The sequence below is a fragment of the Candidatus Dormiibacter sp. genome, from assembly GCF_050999135.1.
GTDB lineage: Bacteria > Chloroflexota > Dormibacteria > Dormibacterales > Dormibacteraceae > Dormiibacter > Dormiibacter spiritus.
The window spans coordinates 16,353-35,468 of the sequence record NZ_JBPCPN010000030.1 but is presented as its reverse complement, the minus strand read 5'-3'; the positions used below and the strand labels follow the sequence as shown (position 1 = coordinate 35,468).

Here is a 19,116-nt window from a genome sequence, read left to right as displayed (position 1 = left end):
GAGCCTCTTGGTGGTGTGGGTGTGTGGAAGCTCCTGCACCTTAGCCGGAGGCTCTGTGCTTCTCTATGCTGCTTTTCTCGTCGTCTCATCCACCTCCGGTGTCACGAGGGTGTCCGGACGTGCTCAGACGGTTGCGACCGGGTTGCCAAGCGAGACGGGGTTGCCAAGCCCTCGCAGATGTCGTACCTTCTTGCCAGTTCCGTCGGATAGTTGCGTGTGGAGGGTGTATGAGAAGGCTTCTGTCGGTGGTCGCCCTTTTGAATGGCGCCCTGATTGTGACTACCAGCACGGCGTTGGCCGGAGGGCCGGTGCTGGTAAGCAAGGTCAATCCTTACGCCGGCTGCAAGGTGGGTGCCGCCAAGGGTGCCATCAACTACCTCAACGCTGAGGTGGAGCCGTTTCTGACCTACGACCCGAGCTCGCACTCCCACCTTCTGAGCGCCTGGCAGCAGGATCGCTGGAGCGACGGGGGCGCCCATGGCCTGGTGGCCGGCTACAGCTTCGACGGCGGTCGCAGCTGGAACGACAGCGCCCTGCCCTTTTCCAAGTGCGCTCCGGGCGGGGTGAACTATGAGCGAGCTTCCGATCCGGGCACCGCAATCGGCCGCGACGGCAATTCGTACTCGATCGCCATTTCGTTTGACGCCAACAGCATCCGGAACGCAGTGGTGGCAGCAACCTCGCCCAACGGTGGGAAGACCTGGACCAATGTGGTGCCGATCATTCAGGACGTCGCCAATCCCACTACCGGTGATCCCTTCAACGACAAGGAGCTGATCTTCGCCGATCCGACCCGCGGTCGCACCGCGTATGCGGTCTGGGACCGGCTGGAAGACGTTCCAGGCGCCGGCAATCGGGTGCGCCAGCCTGCGGGCGACATGCCCGCCCTGCAAAGCCAGAGCGGCGTAGCCCGACCCAATACGGCGGCTCCGGCCCAGGCCCAGCTCCCTGCCTTCACAGGGCCGACCTTCTTCTCCCGCACCACTGACGGTGGCAAGACCTGGCAGAAGGCGCGCCCCATCGTGCAGACCGCAGTCAACGAGCAGACGATCGGCAACTACATGGTCATCGACCCGCGCACCGATCGGCTCTACGACTTCTTCAACTACATCACTGCCGATGGCAATTTCCACCTCGGCTTTGTGACCTCCACTGATCGCGGTGACCACTGGACCAAACCAACTCTGTTTCAGGATCTGCGATCGGTGGGCGTACCTCACCTCCGGACCGGTGACATCATCCCGATCCCAACCATCGATCGAGAGACCGGGTCGCTCTACATCGTGTGGCAGGATTCCCGCTTCAGCGGTGGCAAGTACGACGAGATCGCAATCAGCCGCTCCACCGACGGTGGCCAACACTGGAGCGAACCTCAGCGAGTGAATCAACCCACTGGGCAGTCAGCCTTCACGGCCACCGTGGCGGTCAACTCTGATGGCAAGGTCGGGGTCACCTACTACCAGCTGCAGAGCTACCCCCGCACCTACATGACCGACTACTTCATGAGGGTGACCAGCGGGCGCAACCTCCACTTCGGCGACACCGAGGTGGTCGACGCGCCGTTTGACATGGCGGATGCGCCGGTTGCCGGCGGCTTCTTCGTGGGCGATTACGAGGGCTTGGTGGCGCCCGGCGAGAGCTTCCATCCGCTGTACGTGACCACCAACTCAGGCAACATCGTCAACCCGACAGACGTTTGGACGCGCTCAACGCAAGACAATCGCGACTGAGCCGCGCTTCCTAAAGTACTTCGGAGCGCGCCTCAGCTGAGGCGCCCTCTCGTGCTCTGCTTGGGGCGAACGTCCCGGGGCTCCTGACCAAACAAGCGACCCACCGGGAGGTGGGCCGCTTGGGAGTAGGGGGAGGATTTGATTCGGTAAGACCCGAGGCCGAGACCCGAGGTAAACCTGATAGCACCACTATATCATTTTCCAAACCAGCGTGCGCGGGATTCTTGACTGCAGGTGCAAGTGATGGCGGCGGGAGAGCCGGGCCGCAGGACTCCCGGCGGTGATGCGGACGCCCTGCAGAGGCGGCGCCGCAACGACTCCATCCGGCAATCTCAAGCCGCCGTTCGCCCCGGACGCCTTCCCCAGTTCGGTGTACGGGACACGGGCGGGGCAAGGCATCGGCTGGCTGAGCCGCCGTCGGCGCAGGCGAACGGGCTAGCCCCGGAGGGGGGAAGGTGTTTCAGGCTGCGGGATTGCGAATGATGAGCGCATCGCCCTGGCCGCCGCCTCCGCAGAGCGCGGCCCCGCCCAGCCGCTCGCCGCGCCGGCGCAGCTCGTGGGCCAGCGTCAGCACCAGCCGGGCTCCGCTGGCGCCGATCGGATGACCGATGGCGACTGCGCCACCGTTCACGTTGACGCGCTCTTCGTGGAGCTCCAGCATGCGAGTGGCGTTCAGCGCGACGGAGGCGAACGCCTCGTTGAACTCCACCAGGTCCAGCTGATCGGCTCTCAGCCCCGCCCTCTCCAAGGCTCGGTTGAGCGCCAGGCCGGGCACAGTGTGCAGCCACGCGTAACGTTCGGCGCTCATGCCGTGAGCCACAATCTCAGCCAGCGGCTGCAGGCCCAGCTCCGCCGCCCTGCCCGCAGACATCACCACCACCGCGGCAGCGCCGTCGGAGACCTGGGAGGCGTTGGCGGCTGTGATGGTGCCGTTCTTCTGAAAAGCGGGTTTCAACGCGGCCAGACCCTCGGCGGTGGTGTCCGGGCGCACCCCCTCATCTCGCTCGACCTGGGCGTAGTCCCCCTGGCGCCGGCGAACGCTGACGGGCACGCTCTCCTCCGCCAGCCGGCCGGACTCCCAGGCAGCCGCCGCGCGCTGGTGGGAGCGGGCCGCCCAAGCATCCTGCTCCTCGCGGCTGATCTCCAGCTCCCGATTGACATCGTCAGAAGATTCGCCCATGTGCTGCTCCAAGAAGGTCGACCAGAGACCGTCGTGGATCATGGAGTCGACCATCTCAACGTTGCCCATGCGGGCTCCGAAGCGGGCCTTGGGCATTAGGTAGGGTGCCTGGCTCATCGACTCCATACCGCCGGCGACCACCGTGTCCACCTCGCCGGCGCGGATCATCTGGTCAGCCATGGCGATGGCGTTCAGACCGGAGAGGCAGACCTTGTTGATGGTGATCGCGGGCACCTCGATCGGGATACCGCCCAGGATCGCCGCCTGGCGGGCCGTGATCTGGCCGGCCCCCGCCTGCAGGACCTGACCCATGATCACGTACTCGACGTCCTCGCCGGCGATTCCTGAACGTTCCAGCGCTGCCCTGATGGCAACGCCGCCCAACTCCACTGCCTTCAGGGCCTTGAACGCTCCACCGAACTTGCCGATCGGGGTGCGAGCCCCAGCTACTATCACCGACTTGGTCATCACTTTCACTCTAAACCGCCCGCCGGAACCGGCAGTTCAGCGCTTGGCCAGGCGATTCAGCAGTCGTCCTCGGAACCCGCTCGTGACAGCTGCCACAGCGTCCTGGGCGGCAAGCTGCTGGAGCGCCATCCCGTAGCTGGGGTAGGTGTGGATGGCGTTGGCCACCTCCGCCCACCTGGTGCCCGTCTGCATCGCCAGGGACAGCTCATTGATCAGCTCAGCAGCTGCCTCCAGGCAGATCAGCGCGCCGTTGATGCGGCCCCTGCCGTCGAGATAGACGCGAATCAGGCCTGAGCGGCGCCTGGTCGCCTGGGCCCTGTCAACTCGGGCGACGGGCCACTCGCGACAGCTCCCCCGGAGCTCCCCGACCTGCGCCACCTCCGGATCTGTGAAGACCGCCCATGGCACCGCGGCGCGCGTGCCCTGGACGCCGCCTGGCAACAAGATGTTACGGACGGCCTGAACGGCCTGCCAGCCGGCGTAGTGGGTGAACTGGAAGGAGCCTGTTACGTCGCCTGCTGCATAGATGTGAGGCTGGCTGGTCTGGAGCTTGCCATCGACCTTCACAGCAGCGCCAGTCAGCTCGACGCCGGCACGGTGCAGATCCAGACCAGCAGTGAAGGGAGTTCTTCCGGCGGCCACCAGTAGCGTGTCCGTTTCGATCTCGCCAGTGGTGGTGGAGAGCCGGAGTCCCACCTGACCCACAGCGGCAGACTGGACGCTGGTGGCCAGGCGGACATCCATACCCTCGCTCCCGAAGACAGCCCGCAGTAGCTCACCTGCTGCCGGCTCCGTGCCGGGCAGGAGATGTGCGGCTGCCTCGAGCAAGGTCACCTGGGAACCCAGCCGTTGAAAGGCCTGGCCCAGCTCGCAGCCGGTCGGACCGCCGCCGAGCACGGCCAGCCGGCGGGGCAGCTCAGTCAGGTCCCAGACATCGCGATAGGTGACGTGGGGCACCGCTTCCAGGCCGGGAACCGCAGGAAGGCTGGGGCGAGCGCCTGTGCAGAGCAGAAAGTGCTTAGCCCGGAGCCGTCCTTCGCCCTCGATTTCCACTGTGTGAGGATCGATAAAGCGTGCTGCGCCCAGCCTCACCTCGAGTCCGGCCGCACGAAGCCGTTCTGGCGATTCCAGCTCGTAAACGCGCGCCACCGCCTCCCTCACAGCGATCAGGACGGCGCGGAGATCGATGCCGCGCTCGCAGGAAGGCAGCCCGTAGAGGCCTGCGGTACGCATCTCGTGGGCAATGCGGCCAACGTGGAGGAGTGCCTTGGAGGGCACGCAGCCTGTCCAGGTGCAGTCACCGCCGATCCGCTCAGCCTCCACCAACGCCGTGCGGGCTCCCAGCCGCACGGCGAAGCCGGCTGCCGACAGGCCGGCCGAACCGGCTCCGATCACCGCCAGGTCGTACTCGTCGCTCACCGCGGTGCAGCATACGGTTGAGATGCTTGGCCCCAGACCCCCCATCGTCCGCTCAGCCTCGACTCAGGCTTTCGTCGACTCTCTGCTCGGCGACCTGGCCGCCGGCGCCTACTCGCCCGCCGCGTGGTTCCGCTTCGCTTGGCGCTCGTGGCGAAGGTCCCTGGAAGCCGCCCGCCGCCAGCGCCGGGCCGCGCTGGAAGTCCACCTGCTTCACCTGGCCCTGCTGACGCTGGGAACGCCCCGCTGGGTGATCGGCTCCTGGCTGCTCGCCTGGAGCCACGTCGGCCTGCTGGGCGACCAGCCGCGCTCACTCGGCGTGGCCAACCTGCTGACGCTTCTCCGGGCCAACCTGCCTGCCCTCCGCGGCAGCCAACGAGCGTGGGTGGCGTCCGCCGCGCTCGGCTCTGACCTGGCGGATGGATGGATCGCCCGCGCGGGCTCCCGCGAGACTGGCTTTGGCGCCTATGCCGATGCCCTGGCGGACCTTACCTTCTGGACCTGGTTTGCGTATCGCCACGAGCCCAGCCGCCTGCTCCGAGGGCTCGCGTTGAGCCTCTGGCTGACGCCGGCAGCAGCCGTCTCCGTCTGGTACTTCGGTGCCGCGCGGGCCATAGATGTTCCCCGTCCGCAAGTCACCCGCCTCGCCTCGGCCGGCTTTCAGCTGCTGCTGGCCGCCCGAGCCTGGGCTCGCTGGGCCAGAGCGAGCCGGCAGGCAACTTCCGTGCCCTCCGGCTGTGCCCGGCCGAATCCCAGAGTGTGAAACCAAGCAGCCGCCGGCTGCGTTCAACCTTCTTCACACCCCCGCGGTTTGACACCGCTCGGCCCAGCCTGGTAGGGTGACCAACGTCGCCGGTGACAGCGGTCACCCAAACAACTCGGGGGTAGTTCTATTGCGGTTTAGTCGGTATATCACGCACGTTCTAGTGCTCGTTGTAGCGCTGGTCCTCTCCGGATACGCGTCGCTCGATCACAGCGTGACTGCCGGCGTCAACCTTCGCCTCGGCGCTGTCAATGCCGAGGGCCTGGTGAGCGGTCAGGGTGGATCCTCAGGAAGCATTGCCCTCGGTCGGGCCGGGACGATAGTGAAGCCCGCCGCTCTGCCCAGCGGAGCGGTTGTCTCCCACTCGGCTCAGACCTATCAGGTGGCGGACGGAGAGAACCTTCAAGCCGTTGCCGATCGCTTTCATCTGACAGTCGAGTCGATCCGCTGGTCCAACTACGCAACCCTGAAAAGCCTGGCCACCGACGTCAGCGCCGGTCAGTCGCTGGTGGTCCCACCTGTCAACGGGGTGGCCCTGACCGTCCAGGCGGGTGACACCCCGCACAGCCTTGCGGCCGCCTACCACGCGGACACGAACGTCGTCCTCGACTTCAACTACATCCGCGGCAGCGCCGACGCTCAGTTGGCAGCCGGCAGCTCGCTGGTGATACCTGGCGGCAAGGGTCCTGACTTCGATCGACCAGCCGCGGGGGCGCAGGCGTTCACGCCGACCAGGCCGACGAGCGCAAGTGCCCCCGCCGCGCCGCCCCGCCCCGCCAGCAGTTCCGCGCCCGCTGTCAGCGGTCCCGCGCCGGCTGCCAGTAATTGGGCGCCCACGAGCGGCAACCGCTTTGCCTACGGCTACTGCACCTGGTACGTCTACAACCGCAAGCCGGTGCCCTGGCTGGGTAACGCACGGGAGTGGTTCGGCCAGGCTCAAGCCGCCGGCTGGAGAACCGGCCAGACTCCCGCGCCGGGCGCCATCATGGTCACCGCCGAGAGCGGCTGGGGTCACGTCGCCTACGTCGAGTCGGTGGCCCCCGACGGCTCCTGGACCGTCTCCGAGATGAACTACAAAGGCTGGAACATCGTCTCCGGCCGCACGATCCACCCGGGCACCATCCCGCTCATCGGCTTCATCTACGGTCCTTAGCGGAAGCCCCAGGGAGTCCAGCTAGAGGGAACCGCTCCCAAGCGCAAAGCTGAGGACGGCGAGCCCTGCGACCAGCAGGGTCAGGCGAAAGGCCAGCTTAAGCCGGCCTGCAAACGCGCTCACGGGGACAGCGATTGTGACGCCGGTGGCTGCGCCCAGAGCCACCAGCCCCCAGCCGCCCAGGCGACCAGGGCCGAGAGTCACCAGCAACGTGGCGGCGAGGAGTAGGGCGGCGCAGGCGCTGACAGAGATGCGCTGACCCAATAGCTGCGGCAGGCCACGGCTGCCCTGCCTGCGGTCTTCAGGGATGTCGGCGAGGACCTGGGCAAAGTGACCCCCCACGCCAAGGCACGCTCCGGCCAGCATGACCCAGGCGGCGGGCAGATGCGGCGGTCGCAGGCTGAGGCTCACAATCGCCGGCAGCAGGCCGAAGGAGATCGCGTAGGGGAGAGGGCTCCAGGGCGCAAACTTCCCGCGCCAGTTGTAAACCAGGGCGGAGACCAGGGCCGCGGCATGGGTTGCCGCAGCGGCCAAGCCCAGCAGCAGGGAGAGCGGCGCGCAGGCGGCCAGCGCCAGCAGCGCAGCCAGCCTGACGCTGGCTGCGGGTACCACCCTACTGGCGACCGGCTTGTCGCTGCGCCCGGCCAGCCTGTCGCGATCCCTATCGAGATAGTCGTTGGACCAGCCGACGAAGAGCTGACCCGAGCCGACCGCGGCGAGGACCAGCAGGGAGCCGGCGCCTCTTCCGCTGGTCAAGGCGAGAAGGCCGGCGCATAGGGTTACTGCCAAGGCAGGTTCGGGGTGGCAGGCGCGCAGAAGGCCTGACCAGCGGTTCATCCGGCCGAGCCACGATTGCGCCAGCACGGCCGTCGACTCGGCTCAGACCGCAAGGCTCTAGGTCAGCGCGAGCGCTGCGGCTGAGGGTGTAAATTTCACCGCACGACTCTAATGAGTTCACAATCGTTCAGGCGCGCCGGCAGCACGCGTGTCGAGCTGGACGGCCGCGCCGGCGCCGGCCGGCCGCCCATAACCGCAGTCATCCAGAGTGTGCTGCCCAATCTCACCCGCGCTGAGCGGCGCGTGGCCGAACAGCTGATTGACGACCCTGCGGCCGCGTCCGGCTGGACCATCACTGAGCTGGCACAGCGAGCCCACACTTCAGCGACCACTGTGACCCGGCTCTGCCGCAGCCTTGATCTTCCCGGATATCCCGAGCTGCGCCTGACCCTGGCTGCTGAGGGCGGAGCGACTCAGAATCACGTTTGGGCCAAGGACGCCGGCGACCTGTCGGCTAAGGATCCGCTGGACGAGGTAGTGGCCAGCGTGCTGAATGGAAGCCTGCGCGCTCTGCAGCAGACGGCCGACCAGCTTGACTTGGGCCAGCTGCAGACTGCGGTCAGCCTACTCGTGCGCGCCGGCCGGGTGGACGTTTACGGGGTCGGCGCCAGCTCACTGCTGGCCCGCGACTTCCAAACGCGCCTGCATCGCATCGGCCTCAACGCCAGCAACTCCTTGGACATCCATGAGGCTCTGGTCAGCGCCGCGCAGCTGAGCCGGGGAGACGTAGCGGTGGGTCTCAGCCACAGCGGCGCTGCCAAAGAGACAATCGAGGTGCTGAGCGAAGCCCGCCGCCGGGGCGCTCACACGATCGCCATCACCAACCACTCGCGCTCGCCCATCGCCGACGTAGCCGAGCTGATGCTGACCACTTCCGCCCATGATCGCTCGCCGCTCAGGGAGAGCGCAATGATCGCTCGCCATGCGCCGCTGCTCATCCTCGACTGCCTCTTTATAGGGGTGGCGCAGCGCACCTACGCGCACGCCCGGCGGCGGATGGAAGCTGCGGCACTGGCGGTGGAGTCGCACTCACTCCTGCCCCGCCGCCAGCACGGCTAGGCCATGCGGGGCTTCGGCGCGACTGAGCGAACCCGGGTAGCTGGGTCACCCGGCCCGGCCGTCTTTCCCACGGAGCGTTGGGGAAGTTGGTGCCGATGACGACGCCGAGGACGTAGTGTCCACGTTCGCGCATGGCGGTACCATTGCTGCTGCGCTCCCCTCAGGAGTAGACGCATGGGTCGGCAAAGGGCATGTGGCGAGCCCAACGGTCTGTAAAACCGCCGCGAAAGCTGTGAGGGTTCGACTCCCCCCCGGCCCACCAATCTCCGAATTGAATACAAATCGACTAGCCAGACATCATCCGATGAGCGATTCACCAACGTTTCACCCCAACTTGCGGTTGGTATGGACCAAGGGCCGATCAGGAGCATGGGGTTCCTAGACAACAACGTTCTGGCCTTGGAGGCTGCATGATCGGGGTCGTATCGACGCCATGATCCGCCAGTCGCTCGCGCAAGGCAAGCGCGGCGGGTTCGTCCGGTAGGCGAAGGAGATGGCCGAAGCCAACGGCGACGTAGTAGGACCGTCTCGCTGCGTCCAAACCACGGACATGGCGCTCGCCTGAGCGGCTAGGGTGTTTGCATGAATGAAGCTATCCGCGACCGATACGACCAGCCCGGGCGCACGATGGCGCTCGGCTGATGCGCATCGGCATCGGCATCCCCAACTCCATTCCCGGCACCACGGGTCCGCTATTGCTGGAGTGGGCGCAGCACGCTGAGCAGCACGGCTTCTCGACCCTGGCCACGATCGGCCGGGTCGCCTATCCGACCTACGACGAGCTGGTCGTGCTCGCCGCGGCCGCCGGCGCGACCAGCCGGATCGCCCTTCTGACCGACGTGCTGCTCGGTCCGACCCGCGAGCCAGTCACCCTCGCCAAGCAGTGCGCGGCTCTCGACCAGCTCGCCGGTGGTCGCTTCGTACTCGGCGTCGGAGTCGGCGGGAGGCCGGACGACTTCGAGGCCACCGGCACCTCGATGGACGACCGGGGCCGCCGCTGGGACCATGCCCTCGAGCTGATGCACGCGGCCTGGCGCGGCGACAACGTCGCGGGTAGCCCGCGACCGGTGACGCCTCGCCCGGTCAACGGGAGGAGTGTGCCGATCTTGATCGGCGGTCAGTCCGAGCAGGCGGTCCGACGCACCGTCCGGTGGGGTGCCGGCTGGAGCTCGGGCGGGGGTGGTCCCGAGCGCGCTGCTCCGATGATGGAGCGGGTGCGCCAGGCATGGGCGGCCGCCGGCCGCGAGGGCCGGCCCGAGTTCCGGGGCTTGCACTACTTCGCGCTCGGTGAACGCTCGGAGTTGGGTCTGGATTACCTCACCGACTATTACGGCCCGATGGGGGAACGCATCTGGCCTTCGGTGGGTCGCGACTCGGCCGGGCTGCGAGCGATCGTGCAAGCCTTCGCTGAGGTGGGCATGGACGAGCTGATCTTCTCGCCGACGATCGCGTCCGTGGAGCAGGTCGACCAGCTCGCCGCGGCTGTGATGTAGGGCTGCTCAGCCGGCGGGTATTACGCGAGCGCAGATCGGGCATCATGCGCTCCATCGCGTCGTGTCAACATGATTTCTCGACGATGGCTAGACCGACGCGACCCAAGGAGCCGCTGTGCGAGTAACGGGAGTCACAACGAACCTGCCGGTCGCTGACATCGACGCGGCGCGCGGCTTCTATACCGACTACCTAGGACTGAACGTGGAGGATTTCAACCTCGGATGGGTGGCGCGCTACGGGTCGCCAGACGGGCGAGCGTGCGTACAGCTGGTGACCCGAGACGCCACAAGTCCTCAGGACTCTCTGATCTCAGTGCACGTCGGGAACGACGTGGACGAGGCCTACGCGGAAGCGCAGCGCCGCGGCTACGAGATCATTCATCCGCTGACCGACGAACCGTGGGGCGTCCGCAGATTCTTTGTGCGCGCCCCGGACGGGAACGTGATCAACATCGTCAGCCACCGAGACGAGTAGAGCGTCGTCTCGCGTTCACGGTCCGTCGCGAGTGAGCGTCTTCGCGCCCGGACTGCCAATTGGTCGACCCTCACCCGAGTGGAGTTGCCGCCGCCCAGGGTACGGAATAGGCGATCAGTAGCCCGTCATGATCCGCAGCTGCAGGACGACCTGACCCGGCGGCACCCTCGAACCCTACGCCCCAGAGGTGGGGCCAGATCAGATGAGCACGGTCGGGCCAATTCAGGTTGACAAACCCAGGCTTCGATAGCGTCGCCGCTGCCGCCTACGTATCGAAGGTCCGCTGGCAGTTCGCCAAGACCATGCCCCAGTGGCCTCACGAGTACACAGTGCGGGAGTGGGCGCCGGAGCTGGAAGCCGAGTTCGAGGCCTTCGTGGCCCTGATCCGAGAAGCCGGAGTGATCAAGCCCTGGCCGCGCACTTCCCAGAAGCCCAGATACCGCCTCAGCTACCTCACGATCGGGGACTGGGAGTACTGGAGTATGGGCGAGCCCATCGCTCGGACCACCATCATCAACCGAGCCGGCAGCGCGGAAGTTGGCTGATGGCCGTCGCGCAACCGCGGCCGGGCTCGGCAGTCGGCGGCCGATTCAGCAGCTGTGTGACCCCTCTCAGAATCGGGTGAACGCGCTCAGCGGGCTATGGTGGGCCGAGCGCCGCCGGCAACTTCGGCGCTCGAGGCGTCGGAGGACGCCCGAACTGGGAAGAATCCTTGTGAAGACCACTGATATGAGCGACCACCTTCACGGCCATGCGGACTTGATCGGCAGCCGTCTGCGGCTGGCGCTCGGGCTGACAGTGCTGATCCTTCTGGTCGAAGCCGCGGCCGGTTGGCTAGCACACTCCTTGGCCCTGTTTGCCGACGCCGGCCACATCCTGACCGATGTCGTCGCCCTCGGCTTGGCCTGGTTCGCAGTTGAGCAGGCCAAGCGGCCGGCCGACGCACGCCGAACCTACGGTTACCACCGCGTCGGCATCCTCGCCGCCATGGTCAACGGCGCCGGCCTGATTCTCATCGTCGCCTTTATCGCAGTCGAGGCCGTGCGCCGTTTCGCCAGGCCGGAACCGGTTCAGGGCGGCCTCGTCATAGCTGCCGCCCTGGTCGCGATTACGGTCAATGCCTTCATCGCGGTCGGGCTGCGAGAGGCAGGGGCGAACCTCAATGTGCGTGCGGCAATGCTCCACGTGCTCGGCGACATCGGTGCCTCCATAGGCGTGATCGTGGCTGGGGTGATCATCCTGCTCACCGGCTGGTATTACGCCGACCCCCTGATCTCCCTGGGGATCGCAGCCCTGATTGCTTGGGGCGCCCTGCAGATTGTCAGGGACACCGGCCACGTCCTTCTCGAGGGGACTCCTCCAGGCGTCGACCTCGCTTCGGTCGAGGCCACGATTATCGAGGCGGCCGGCGTCGATTCGGTCCACGATCTTCATGTCTGGTCTCTGGACTCACAGCAGCTGGCGCTGAGCTGTCACGTAGTGGTCCAGGAAGACCTTGTCGCCGCAGACGCTGAGCACCTGGTCCGGCAGCTGGAGAAGCAGCTCTGTGATCGATTCGAGATCGGACATACCACTGTCCAGATCGAGGCCTGCCATCCGTGTGATCCGGCGCTGGAGCACTCCGTGGGACAGCACAACCACCCTCATGCCCTCGCTACCATGCCCAGGGCAAAGGGGTCAGACCACAGACAAGGGCACCAGGACTGAAGCGGGCCAGGTCCGCTCGCGAGTTGCTTCTAGAGCGACGGCTTGTGCGCGGCCAGCCGTTCGACGATCCCGAGCTTCGAGCGTTCGAGCCGATCGACAACGAAGCCGGCGACTTGGAGCTGCTCGAGCGGCTCTCTCAGCAGGTGGTCGCCCTCGAAGCGGACTGTGAAGAAGTCCACGATGCGCTGCAGCACCCGAACTGCCAACAGCGGGCTGCGAACGTGCTCCAGAAGTAGGAGAAGACCGTCCGGCCGGAGCACGCGCCAAGCCTCAGCCACCGTCTTGCGGTCGTCGGGGATCGAACAGAGCGCCAGCGTGATGACCACCGTGTCAAAACTCTCGTCGTCGAAATCGAGGGCCTGCGCGTCCCCGGCGCGCAGGTCGACTTCGATTCCCAGCTCGGCGCCGCGTCGGCGGCCGATCTCGAGCATTGCCGGACTTAACTCGATGCCAGTCAGGCGCAGGTGCGGTGGATAGAAGGGCAGATTGCGACCGGTCCCAACAGCGACCTCCAGGACGCGCCCTGCCGCCTGAGCGCAGACCCATTCCCGGCCACCGGCGAACAGGATGCGCTCCGCGAAGGCGATGTCCTTGTCGTACCTGGGAGCCATCTTCTCCCAGATCTGGCGAACGCGTTCGGTCTCCGTACTCACGGACAGCGCGCGCTCCTCAGGATTGGCCTCGCGGTCTCAGCCGCCAGCCAGCTAAACCCAAGGTCACCAGGAGCATAAGCACACCTATCGCAATCCAGGGAAGATTGGGCCTTGGCGGGCTCGGGTCGCCGCCCGGTTGAGCTGGGCGGGCTTCTGACGGAGCCTGTGAAGCCAGAGCTGTCGTGTAGAGCTGGGTTGCTGTGCAGTTGTTGTCCTGGAAGGGGGAGCTCGAGTTCACGGGAACAAAGAGATACCGCTTACCGGCCTGGTACGTCCGATCGACGTCGGTGTGCCCTCCCGGCTCGGGCGTCCCACTTATCCGAACGTAGGTCAGCAGGTCGGGGCCCCGCCAGATCGACTCGACCTTGACCGTGGCCTCACGATCACCGTTGCTGGTGGCAACGACAGTCCCTACAAAGACGACCGGAGCGTTCGCGAACGAGCCCCGTATCTGCTCGGGCGAGAACGCGCAAGAGGCGGCAGCTTCGGAGCCGCCAGTGAAGAGGCCGAGCACAGGCGCCAGCACCGCCGCAATGACGACCGCCGACCAGGGTTTCATAAGGGCATCAACGCTCCGACATTACAAACGGAACGCAGCGGCCGGGACAGCCGCGGTGATGTACTTCACGGTGAACTTCCAACTCCGAACAGCCGGCCGCCGAGCAGAGGTAGTGGGCGTCGGGGGCGCGGTCCAGCCTTACTCCGGGCATGGCCGGATCTACCGCGTCGCGTCATACCAGATACCCCTAACTGGTATAGTTTTGCGAAGAATGACTGGCTATGTCAAGGACAAGCAACAGATCGAAAAGCGTCTGAGCCGGATCGAGGGCCAGGTCCGCGGACTGTGCAAGATGGTGGAGGAGGACCGCTACTGCATCGACGTCCTCACCCAGGTGAGCGCTGTCCAATCCGCCCTGGAGAGTGTGGCGCTCCTGCTCCTCCGCGACCACACCCAGCACTGCGTGACTGAGGCCATCCGCGCGGGCGACGGCAGCGCCAAGGTCCGTGAACTCTCGGAAGCCGTCGAGCGGCTGGTCAGGAGGTAGAGGTGTTCCTCCTCGACGCTCTGAGGATCGCCTTTTTCATGTTCTGGGAGGTGCTCTGGTCGCTGGCGCTGGGCTTCCTGCTTTCTGCCGCCGTCCAGGCAGTGATCTCCAAGGGCGCAATCGTGCGCGCCCTGGGTCAGGATTCGCCCCGTTCGGTAGTCGTGTCCAGCGGCTTTGGCATCGCCTCCTCCTCCTGCTCATACGCAGCAGTTGCTGTCGCTCGCTCGCTGTTCAGGAAGGGAGCGACTCTCGCCAACGCGATCATCTTCGAGTTCGCCTCCACCAACCTGGTGATCGAGCTGGGCCTGATTCTGCTCGTCCTTTTGGGCTGGCAGTTCCTCGCGGCCGAGTACGCGGGCGGCGCGCTGATGATAGTGCTGCTCGCCTTCGCATTCCGCCTCACCTTGCGGCGGCGGCTGGTTGAGGAGGCGCGCGCTCAAGCCGAGCAGGGGCGGGTCGGCAAGATGGAGGGCCACGCCGCGATGGACATGGCGGTGACGGAAGGTCCCTTCTTGCGGCGGCTGTTCTCGGGCCCCGCCTTCACAGCCATCAGCCACTACTTCGTCATGGACGTCTACGGCATTTGGCTGGACCTGGCCGGCGGATTCCTCATCGCCGGGGCCGTCGCCGCCTGGATTCCGAACTCCTTCTGGAGCGCCTTCTTCCTGACCGGGCACCCCCTCCTGGCCGAGATCTGGGGTCCGCTGATCGGCCCGGTCATCTCGATGCTCAGCTTCGTCTGCTCGATCGGCAATGTTCCCCTGGCGGCAGTGCTTTGGGGGAGCGGCATCAGCTTCGGCGGTGTGATCTCCTTCATCTTCGCCGACCTTCTGATCCCGCCCATCCTCAACATCTATCGGAAGTACTACGGAGGCCGGGTGGCCGTCTACCTGGCGGTGGTCTCCTACCTGGCGATGGCGCTGGCCGGCTTTCTCATCAGCCTCGCCTTCAAGGCGCTGGGCTGGGTCCCCGCTCGTCGGCTGTTCAACTTCGCTGATGCGGCCCCAACCTGGAACTACACGACGGTTTTGGACCTCGTGTTCCTGATCCTGGTGGGGGTGATTCTGATCAGGTTCCTGCGCACTGGCGGGATGGCGATGCTTCGGATGATGGACGCCGCACCCAGCCCTGGCGAGGGCGAGATGGGGAGCGCCCACTCGCACTGATCTCGACCTGGATTTGACGCCAGCCAGCCATGCGGGACAAGCGGGCGCCCCGCCGCTTGGAGCAACGCAGGGCACCGCCATCCTGTACGCAGGTCGAACCACTTGATGCTTTCCTCCGTAGCATCATGCATCATGCCCCGCACTACGCTCGATCTCGATCCCTCGGTCCTGCGTGAGCTCCGCCGCCGCGGTGCCCGCGAGCACAAGAGCATGGGCACGGTAGCCTCCGAGCTGATCGCTGGCGCGCTCAGCGAGAGCGGGCGAGTCTCCTCGCCGGCGCCGCTGCGTTGGACCAGCCGGGATCTAGGGAAGCCTCGCGTGGACATCGAGGATAAGGAAGCCCTCCAGGCACTGCTCGAGAGCGGCTCGTGAGCGTCACCGTCGACGCCAACGTGCTGGTCTATGCCTCCAACCAGAGTGATCCAGCGCACGGTGCGGCGCTTGCCCTCGTCGAGCGCCTCGCCGCCGGTCCCGACCTCGTCTACCTGTTCTGGCCGACGATCATGGGTTACCTCCGGATCGTCACCCATCCCGCCATCCTGCCCCGTCCCCTCGCCTTCCGGGAAGCTAGCCGGAACGTTGCGGCGCTGCTCGAGGCGCCGCACGTGCGAACGCCCGGTGAAGCTGACGGATTCTGGGACCTCTACCTGGCAACCGCTGGCCAGCATGCTCGCGGCAATGAAGTGCCCGACGCCCACATCGCCGCTCTGATGCGTCAGCACGGCGTCGCCGCCATCTACACCCGCGATCGCGACCTCCGCCGCTTCGAGGGCATCGAGGCCCGCGACCTGCGCGTCTGAGCTGTATCCCAGGGCTACGGCGCTTTGGACCTTGGGTCCCCAGCGACCCGTCCTAACGGTTCCGAAAGAGGTCCAGCCAGGCGTCCATGCCCTCTCCACTTCGGGCCGAGAGCTCGAGCACAGGGAGGCCTGGATTCACCGCCTCGATGTTCGCCCGAAGTGCGGCACGATCGAATCCGACAGCTTCGGCCAGGTCGACTTTGGTGATCAACGCCAGATTTGCGCTGTGAAAGATCGGCGGATACTTGAGCGGTTTGTCCTCCCCCTCGGTTACTGAGAGCAGCACCACCCGCAGGTTCTCGCCCAGGTCGTAGCTGGCTGGACAGACAAGATTGCCCACGTTCTCGATGAATAGCACCTCCGAGCCGGCCGGCTCCCAATCCTGAAGGGCCGACTGCACCATCTCGGCCTCCAAGTGACAGTTGCCACCGGTCGAGATCTGACGCACCGGAGCGCCTGATCGGGAGAGCCGCTGCGCGTCGTTTTCCGTCGCCAGGTCTCCCACCAACGCCGCCACCCGCCTGTCCCGAGTCAGCTCACTGAGCGTGCGTTCCAAGAGGGCGGTCTTGCCGGTGCCGGGGCTGGAGACGAGGTTGACGACGTAGGTCCCCGATTCCTGAAAGCGGCTCCGGAGAGATTCGGCCAGGGCGTCGTTCTTGCCCAGGACGCGTTCGCGGATTTCGATCGACCTGAGGCCCTTAGCCATCCTCGACCTCCATGGCGGTCACCTCCAACTCGGTGCCGCTGATCACGTTGGGCGTGGGCGTCCCGCAGGTCGGGCAGCAGAGTGGCTGCACCCCTGCCAGGACGCGATCAATTCGACAGCTCGGACAGTAGACGGTCACCGGCACCTTCTCGATGCGCAGCTCCGCGCCTTCGACCGGGCTTCCGGCGGCGGCCACCTCGAATGAGAAGAGCAGCGCCTCGTCGACGACGCCGGCCAGCGCGCCCAGCCTCAAATGCACGGCAGCCACTCGCCCGGCGCCACGGCGTTCGACGGTCTCAGCGACGATGTCGACGATGCTCTCCGCGATCGAGAGCTCATGCACCCTCTCGCGGCCCCCGGGGAGCCCGGCTTCTCACACACGCGCCTCGGCGCTGACTCGCGTTGCGGCTTCCGGCACAGAAAAGAATCGGTTCTCCCTTGACTTAGATGTGATCGTGCCGCTGCCGGCGAGTGGCTCTCCGGCCGGGTGCTGCGCAGTCCCGGCAGACTCCGTTCACTGTGAGGTCGATCCGCACGGTCCGGAAGCCGACGGTCGCAGCCAGGTGCTCTTCGAATGTCTCGAGCAGCTCGTCGCCCACGTGGATGACCTTGCCACAGACCTGGCAGACAGCGTGAGGATGCTCAGCCGCGGCGAGTTCGTACCTGAGCCCGCCGGCGTCAAGGCGTGCCACCACCACATCGCCGGCGCTGCAGAGATCAGCCAGGATTCGGTAAACGGTGCTCCGCGCAACGCGCGGGTTCGCTTGTTTGACAGAGGCAGTGACCTGCTCAGCTGTGCAGTGGGGCCCAATTTCCTGAATCGTCTGCCAGACGAGCCGCCGTTGGCGAGTCAGGCGCCGGCCAGGGTCCAAGCGCGGGGTCTCAGCTTCAGGCCGGGGACCTGGAGCCACAGCCATGTCGTTCTTAGGCACTGCTTTCGTCCACCATCTTGCCCCAGCGGTCCTCCACTTGGCGAAGTCTGAAGACGGCGAAGGCAAGGATCCAAGTCAAGATGAAGACACCAACTATCACGAAGCCCATGTTGGAGAAGTTGAGGGCACCGACGGCATCCCACGGCTGTCCATCCAGCCTGAGCTGGCCGATGAGGAGCTGGGAGAGCTCGACAACGCCCACGAAGAGGGCCACGAACACCGAGAGACCGGTCACCGTCAGGTTGTAGAAGACCCTGCGGATGGGACTGGAGAAGGCCCAAGAGTAGGCCTTGGCCATGAAGGCCCCGTCAGTCGTGTCCATCAAGGACATGCCGGCGGCGAAGATGATCGGCAGCGACACCACGGCTAGGAAGGGCAGGTTCTGGGCTGCGGCGCCGGCGGAGATCGCGAGCAGGGCAACCTCTGAAGCTGTATCGAAGCCGAGTCCGAACAGGAAGCCGATGGGGTACATCTGCCAGCTCGCGCCGACGAATTTGAAGAGACGACCGAATACGCGCACCATGAAGCCCCCGGTCACGAGCTCGTGCTCGAGCGAGTGCTTGTCGTACTGACCCTGCCTCATCCGGCGGTAGATCCTGACGATGCCCAGGAAGATCAGCAGGTTGAGGAAGCCGATGATGACCAGGAACAGACCTGAGACGCAGGTGCCCACCAACCCTCCGATGCTCTTCAGCTGTCCGTTCTCACTCACGACCCCCTGAACCAGCGTCTTGACTGCCAGCCCCAGCGCCAGGGCGATCAGGAAGACGACAGTGGAGTGCCCCAGTGAGAAGAAGAAACCGACTCCTACGGGGCGTTGGCTTTCCTGGAGCAGCTTCCGCGTCGTGTTGTCGATGGCGGAGATGTGGTCGGCGTCGAAAGCATGGCGGAGCCCGAACGTGTAGGCAAGCCCGCCCAGGCCCAGGAAGGCCGGGTGCCCGACGCCGTAAGTCAGCAGGGCGCCCCAGCCGACCACGTGGATCAGCGCGATCACCCCATAGAAGCCGAGCAGCCTACCCCGCTCGTGGGAGTCGAATGCTCGGGCGAAGGACTGAGCGATCACTGCCATGTCTACCTCCTCGGAGAAGCCGTCAGCCTCCGTCCAGCAAAGCCGCTAGAGATCAGCGGGGCGAGTCTATCAGGAATGCGTCGCAACAGTATGAACGGTTTCCCCGCTCTGGCTAAGGTTAAATGGTCCGCTGCGCGAGCCTTGTGGTGATCTTGTCGCAATAGCGTGGCAAAGCCGGCTGGGCCAGCTGGGCGGCGCTCAAACTGCTTTTGATGTCAGTTTCCCCTTCGGTCGCCGACCAGATGAAAACGCGAAGAGTTGGTCAGGGCATCATGGAGGAGCGCCCAGCAGCTGCTGGGCCCGCGGCTCATAATCGGCTGTGTGACGGAGGGTCGGTTCTCCACGAAGGAGGGAATGTGAGCGACGGATCTGCGCTGGAGATAGTGTCTGCGTATCAGGACCCTGGACGAGCAGGGACTTCGCCACCGCTGCTCGGCACCTGGCCCCGGACGTTGTCTTCCAG

Annotated in this window: 21 protein-coding genes and 1 tRNA gene; 13 read left to right on the top strand and 9 right to left on the bottom strand. The window is 65.9% G+C overall.

Annotated elements, in window-relative coordinates; all coding sequences use genetic code 11:
* The first annotated feature begins 227 nt into the window (after positions 1-227).
* Entirely contained in the window at positions 228-1,730 is a 1,503-nt protein-coding gene (locus tag ACR2MZ_RS08245) for a sialidase family protein (protein WP_434004585.1), read from the top strand.
* Between the two features lie 460 nt (positions 1,731-2,190).
* Here the strand turns inward: ACR2MZ_RS08245 and ACR2MZ_RS08240 are convergent, their stop codons facing one another.
* Together ACR2MZ_RS08240 and ACR2MZ_RS08235 are read right to left on the bottom strand one after the other, a co-directional pair.
* A complete protein-coding gene (locus tag ACR2MZ_RS08240) occupies positions 2,191-3,378 on the bottom strand; it encodes an acetyl-CoA C-acetyltransferase (protein ID WP_434004584.1) in 1,188 nt (395 codons plus the stop codon).
* 36 nt (positions 3,379-3,414) lie between these two features.
* Positions 3,415-4,797 carry a dihydrolipoyl dehydrogenase family protein gene (locus ACR2MZ_RS08235; protein ID WP_434004583.1) on the bottom strand — a complete coding sequence of 461 codons (1,383 nt, stop codon included), beginning with the start codon at positions 4,795-4,797 and terminating at the stop codon, positions 3,415-3,417.
* Positions 4,798-4,819: 22 nt separating this feature from the next.
* Here ACR2MZ_RS08235 and ACR2MZ_RS08230 point away from each other — a divergent pair, with 22 nt between their 5' ends.
* Together ACR2MZ_RS08230 and ACR2MZ_RS08225 are read left to right on the top strand one after the other, a co-directional pair.
* Complete coding sequence (locus ACR2MZ_RS08230) at positions 4,820-5,557, top strand: CDP-alcohol phosphatidyltransferase family protein (protein ID WP_434004582.1); 738 nt, start codon at positions 4,820-4,822, stop codon at positions 5,555-5,557.
* A gap of 130 nt (positions 5,558-5,687) precedes the next feature.
* Positions 5,688-6,710 (top strand): CHAP domain-containing protein, encoded by a 1,023-nt coding sequence (locus ACR2MZ_RS08225; RefSeq protein WP_434004581.1) that lies wholly within the window; start codon positions 5,688-5,690, stop codon positions 6,708-6,710.
* Positions 6,711-6,731: 21 nt separating this feature from the next.
* Here ACR2MZ_RS08225 and ACR2MZ_RS08220 read toward each other — a convergent pair whose 3' ends face one another.
* Entirely contained in the window at positions 6,732-7,547 is an 816-nt protein-coding gene (locus tag ACR2MZ_RS08220) for a UbiA family prenyltransferase (protein WP_434004586.1), read from the bottom strand.
* A 111-nt stretch (positions 7,548-7,658) separates the two neighbouring features.
* Between ACR2MZ_RS08220 and ACR2MZ_RS08215 the strand changes: the two genes are divergently transcribed.
* From ACR2MZ_RS08215 to ACR2MZ_RS08190, 6 genes are all read left to right on the top strand, one after another.
* A complete protein-coding gene (locus ACR2MZ_RS08215) occupies positions 7,659-8,606 on the top strand; it encodes a MurR/RpiR family transcriptional regulator (protein ID WP_434004580.1) in 948 nt (315 codons plus the stop codon).
* A gap of 176 nt (positions 8,607-8,782) precedes the next feature.
* Positions 8,783-8,868, top strand: a tRNA-Tyr gene (locus ACR2MZ_RS08210).
* A gap of 379 nt (positions 8,869-9,247) precedes the next feature.
* The gene (locus tag ACR2MZ_RS08205) at positions 9,248-10,099 is read left to right on the top strand and encodes an LLM class flavin-dependent oxidoreductase (protein WP_434004579.1); all 852 of its coding nucleotides are present in this window, start codon (positions 9,248-9,250) and stop codon (positions 10,097-10,099) included.
* Between the two features lie 115 nt (positions 10,100-10,214).
* Positions 10,215-10,574 carry a VOC family protein gene (locus ACR2MZ_RS08200; RefSeq protein ID WP_434004578.1) on the top strand — a complete coding sequence of 120 codons (360 nt, stop codon included), beginning with the start codon at positions 10,215-10,217 and terminating at the stop codon, positions 10,572-10,574.
* A gap of 227 nt (positions 10,575-10,801) precedes the next feature.
* Positions 10,802-11,119 carry a hypothetical protein gene (locus ACR2MZ_RS08195; RefSeq protein WP_434004577.1) on the top strand — a complete coding sequence of 106 codons (318 nt, stop codon included), beginning with the start codon at positions 10,802-10,804 and terminating at the stop codon, positions 11,117-11,119.
* A gap of 169 nt (positions 11,120-11,288) precedes the next feature.
* Positions 11,289-12,281, top strand: a complete 993-nt coding sequence (locus ACR2MZ_RS08190) for a cation diffusion facilitator family transporter (protein WP_434004576.1) — start codon at positions 11,289-11,291, stop codon at positions 12,279-12,281.
* A 29-nt stretch (positions 12,282-12,310) separates the two neighbouring features.
* Here ACR2MZ_RS08190 and ACR2MZ_RS08185 read toward each other — a convergent pair whose 3' ends face one another.
* Both ACR2MZ_RS08185 and ACR2MZ_RS08180 read right to left on the bottom strand, forming a co-directional pair.
* Positions 12,311-12,934 carry a class I SAM-dependent methyltransferase gene (locus ACR2MZ_RS08185; protein ID WP_434004575.1) on the bottom strand — a complete coding sequence of 208 codons (624 nt, stop codon included), beginning with the start codon at positions 12,932-12,934 and terminating at the stop codon, positions 12,311-12,313.
* Positions 12,935-12,950: 16 nt separating this feature from the next.
* Positions 12,951-13,493: a hypothetical protein gene (locus tag ACR2MZ_RS08180; RefSeq protein WP_434004574.1), complete on the bottom strand. Its 543-nt coding sequence runs from the start codon at positions 13,491-13,493 to the stop codon at positions 12,951-12,953.
* Positions 13,494-13,704: 211 nt separating this feature from the next.
* Here ACR2MZ_RS08180 and ACR2MZ_RS08175 point away from each other — a divergent pair, with 211 nt between their 5' ends.
* From ACR2MZ_RS08175 to ACR2MZ_RS08160, 4 genes are all read left to right on the top strand, one after another.
* Entirely contained in the window at positions 13,705-13,980 is a 276-nt protein-coding gene (locus tag ACR2MZ_RS08175) for a metal-sensitive transcriptional regulator (protein ID WP_434004573.1), read from the top strand.
* A 2-nt stretch (positions 13,981-13,982) separates the two neighbouring features.
* Positions 13,983-15,146 carry a permease gene (locus ACR2MZ_RS08170; protein WP_434004572.1) on the top strand — a complete coding sequence of 388 codons (1,164 nt, stop codon included), beginning with the start codon at positions 13,983-13,985 and terminating at the stop codon, positions 15,144-15,146.
* Between the two features lie 132 nt (positions 15,147-15,278).
* Positions 15,279-15,518, top strand: coding sequence for a hypothetical protein (locus ACR2MZ_RS08165; RefSeq protein WP_434004571.1), 240 nt, complete (start codon positions 15,279-15,281; stop codon positions 15,516-15,518).
* Positions 15,515-15,946: a TA system VapC family ribonuclease toxin gene (locus tag ACR2MZ_RS08160; RefSeq protein ID WP_434004570.1), complete on the top strand. Its 432-nt coding sequence runs from the start codon at positions 15,515-15,517 to the stop codon at positions 15,944-15,946. The genes ACR2MZ_RS08165 and ACR2MZ_RS08160 overlap by 4 nt, the downstream gene beginning before the upstream one ends.
* A 52-nt stretch (positions 15,947-15,998) precedes the next feature.
* Here the strand turns inward: ACR2MZ_RS08160 and hypB are convergent, their stop codons facing one another.
* The 4 genes from hypB to ACR2MZ_RS08140 form a co-directional block, all read right to left on the bottom strand.
* Positions 15,999-16,652, bottom strand: a complete 654-nt coding sequence (gene hypB, locus ACR2MZ_RS08155) for a hydrogenase nickel incorporation protein HypB (RefSeq protein WP_434004569.1) — start codon at positions 16,650-16,652, stop codon at positions 15,999-16,001.
* On the bottom strand, positions 16,645-16,995 hold the full coding sequence (gene hypA / locus ACR2MZ_RS08150; protein ID WP_434004568.1) for a hydrogenase maturation nickel metallochaperone HypA: 351 nt from the start codon (positions 16,993-16,995) through the stop codon (positions 16,645-16,647). Before hypA ends, hypB begins: the two co-directional genes overlap by 8 nt.
* Positions 16,996-17,095: 100 nt before the next feature.
* Positions 17,096-17,569 (bottom strand): Fur family transcriptional regulator, encoded by a 474-nt coding sequence (locus ACR2MZ_RS08145; protein WP_434004567.1) that lies wholly within the window; start codon positions 17,567-17,569, stop codon positions 17,096-17,098.
* A gap of 7 nt (positions 17,570-17,576) precedes the next feature.
* Positions 17,577-18,653 (bottom strand): HoxN/HupN/NixA family nickel/cobalt transporter, encoded by a 1,077-nt coding sequence (locus tag ACR2MZ_RS08140; RefSeq protein WP_434004566.1) that lies wholly within the window; start codon positions 18,651-18,653, stop codon positions 17,577-17,579.
* Positions 18,654-19,116: the final 463 nt, after the last annotated feature.

Bases quoted from the DNA above. Each gene is read 5' to 3' on its own strand.
- ACR2MZ_RS08245 (WP_434004585.1), top strand. From the start codon at position 228: ATGAGAAGGCTTCTGTCGGTGGTCGCCCTTTTGAATGGCGCCCTGATT.
- ACR2MZ_RS08240 (WP_434004584.1), bottom strand. From the start codon at position 3,378: ATGACCAAGTCGGTGATAGTAGCTGGGGCTCGCACCCCGATCGGCAAG.
- ACR2MZ_RS08230 (WP_434004582.1), top strand. From the start codon at position 4,820: ATGCTTGGCCCCAGACCCCCCATCGTCCGCTCAGCCTCGACTCAGGCT.
- ACR2MZ_RS08220 (WP_434004586.1), bottom strand. From the start codon at position 7,547: ATGAACCGCTGGTCAGGCCTTCTGCGCGCCTGCCACCCCGAACCTGCC.
- ACR2MZ_RS08215 (WP_434004580.1), top strand. From the start codon at position 7,659: ATGAGTTCACAATCGTTCAGGCGCGCCGGCAGCACGCGTGTCGAGCTG.
- ACR2MZ_RS08205 (WP_434004579.1), top strand. From the start codon at position 9,248: ATGCGCATCGGCATCGGCATCCCCAACTCCATTCCCGGCACCACGGGT.
- ACR2MZ_RS08180 (WP_434004574.1), bottom strand. From the start codon at position 13,493: ATGAAACCCTGGTCGGCGGTCGTCATTGCGGCGGTGCTGGCGCCTGTG.
- ACR2MZ_RS08175 (WP_434004573.1), top strand. From the start codon at position 13,705: ATGACTGGCTATGTCAAGGACAAGCAACAGATCGAAAAGCGTCTGAGC.
- ACR2MZ_RS08165 (WP_434004571.1), top strand. From the start codon at position 15,279: ATGCCCCGCACTACGCTCGATCTCGATCCCTCGGTCCTGCGTGAGCTC.
- hypB (WP_434004569.1), bottom strand. From the start codon at position 16,652: ATGGCTAAGGGCCTCAGGTCGATCGAAATCCGCGAACGCGTCCTGGGC.
- ACR2MZ_RS08145 (WP_434004567.1), bottom strand. From the start codon at position 17,569: ATGGCTGTGGCTCCAGGTCCCCGGCCTGAAGCTGAGACCCCGCGCTTG.
- ACR2MZ_RS08140 (WP_434004566.1), bottom strand. From the start codon at position 18,653: ATGGCAGTGATCGCTCAGTCCTTCGCCCGAGCATTCGACTCCCACGAG.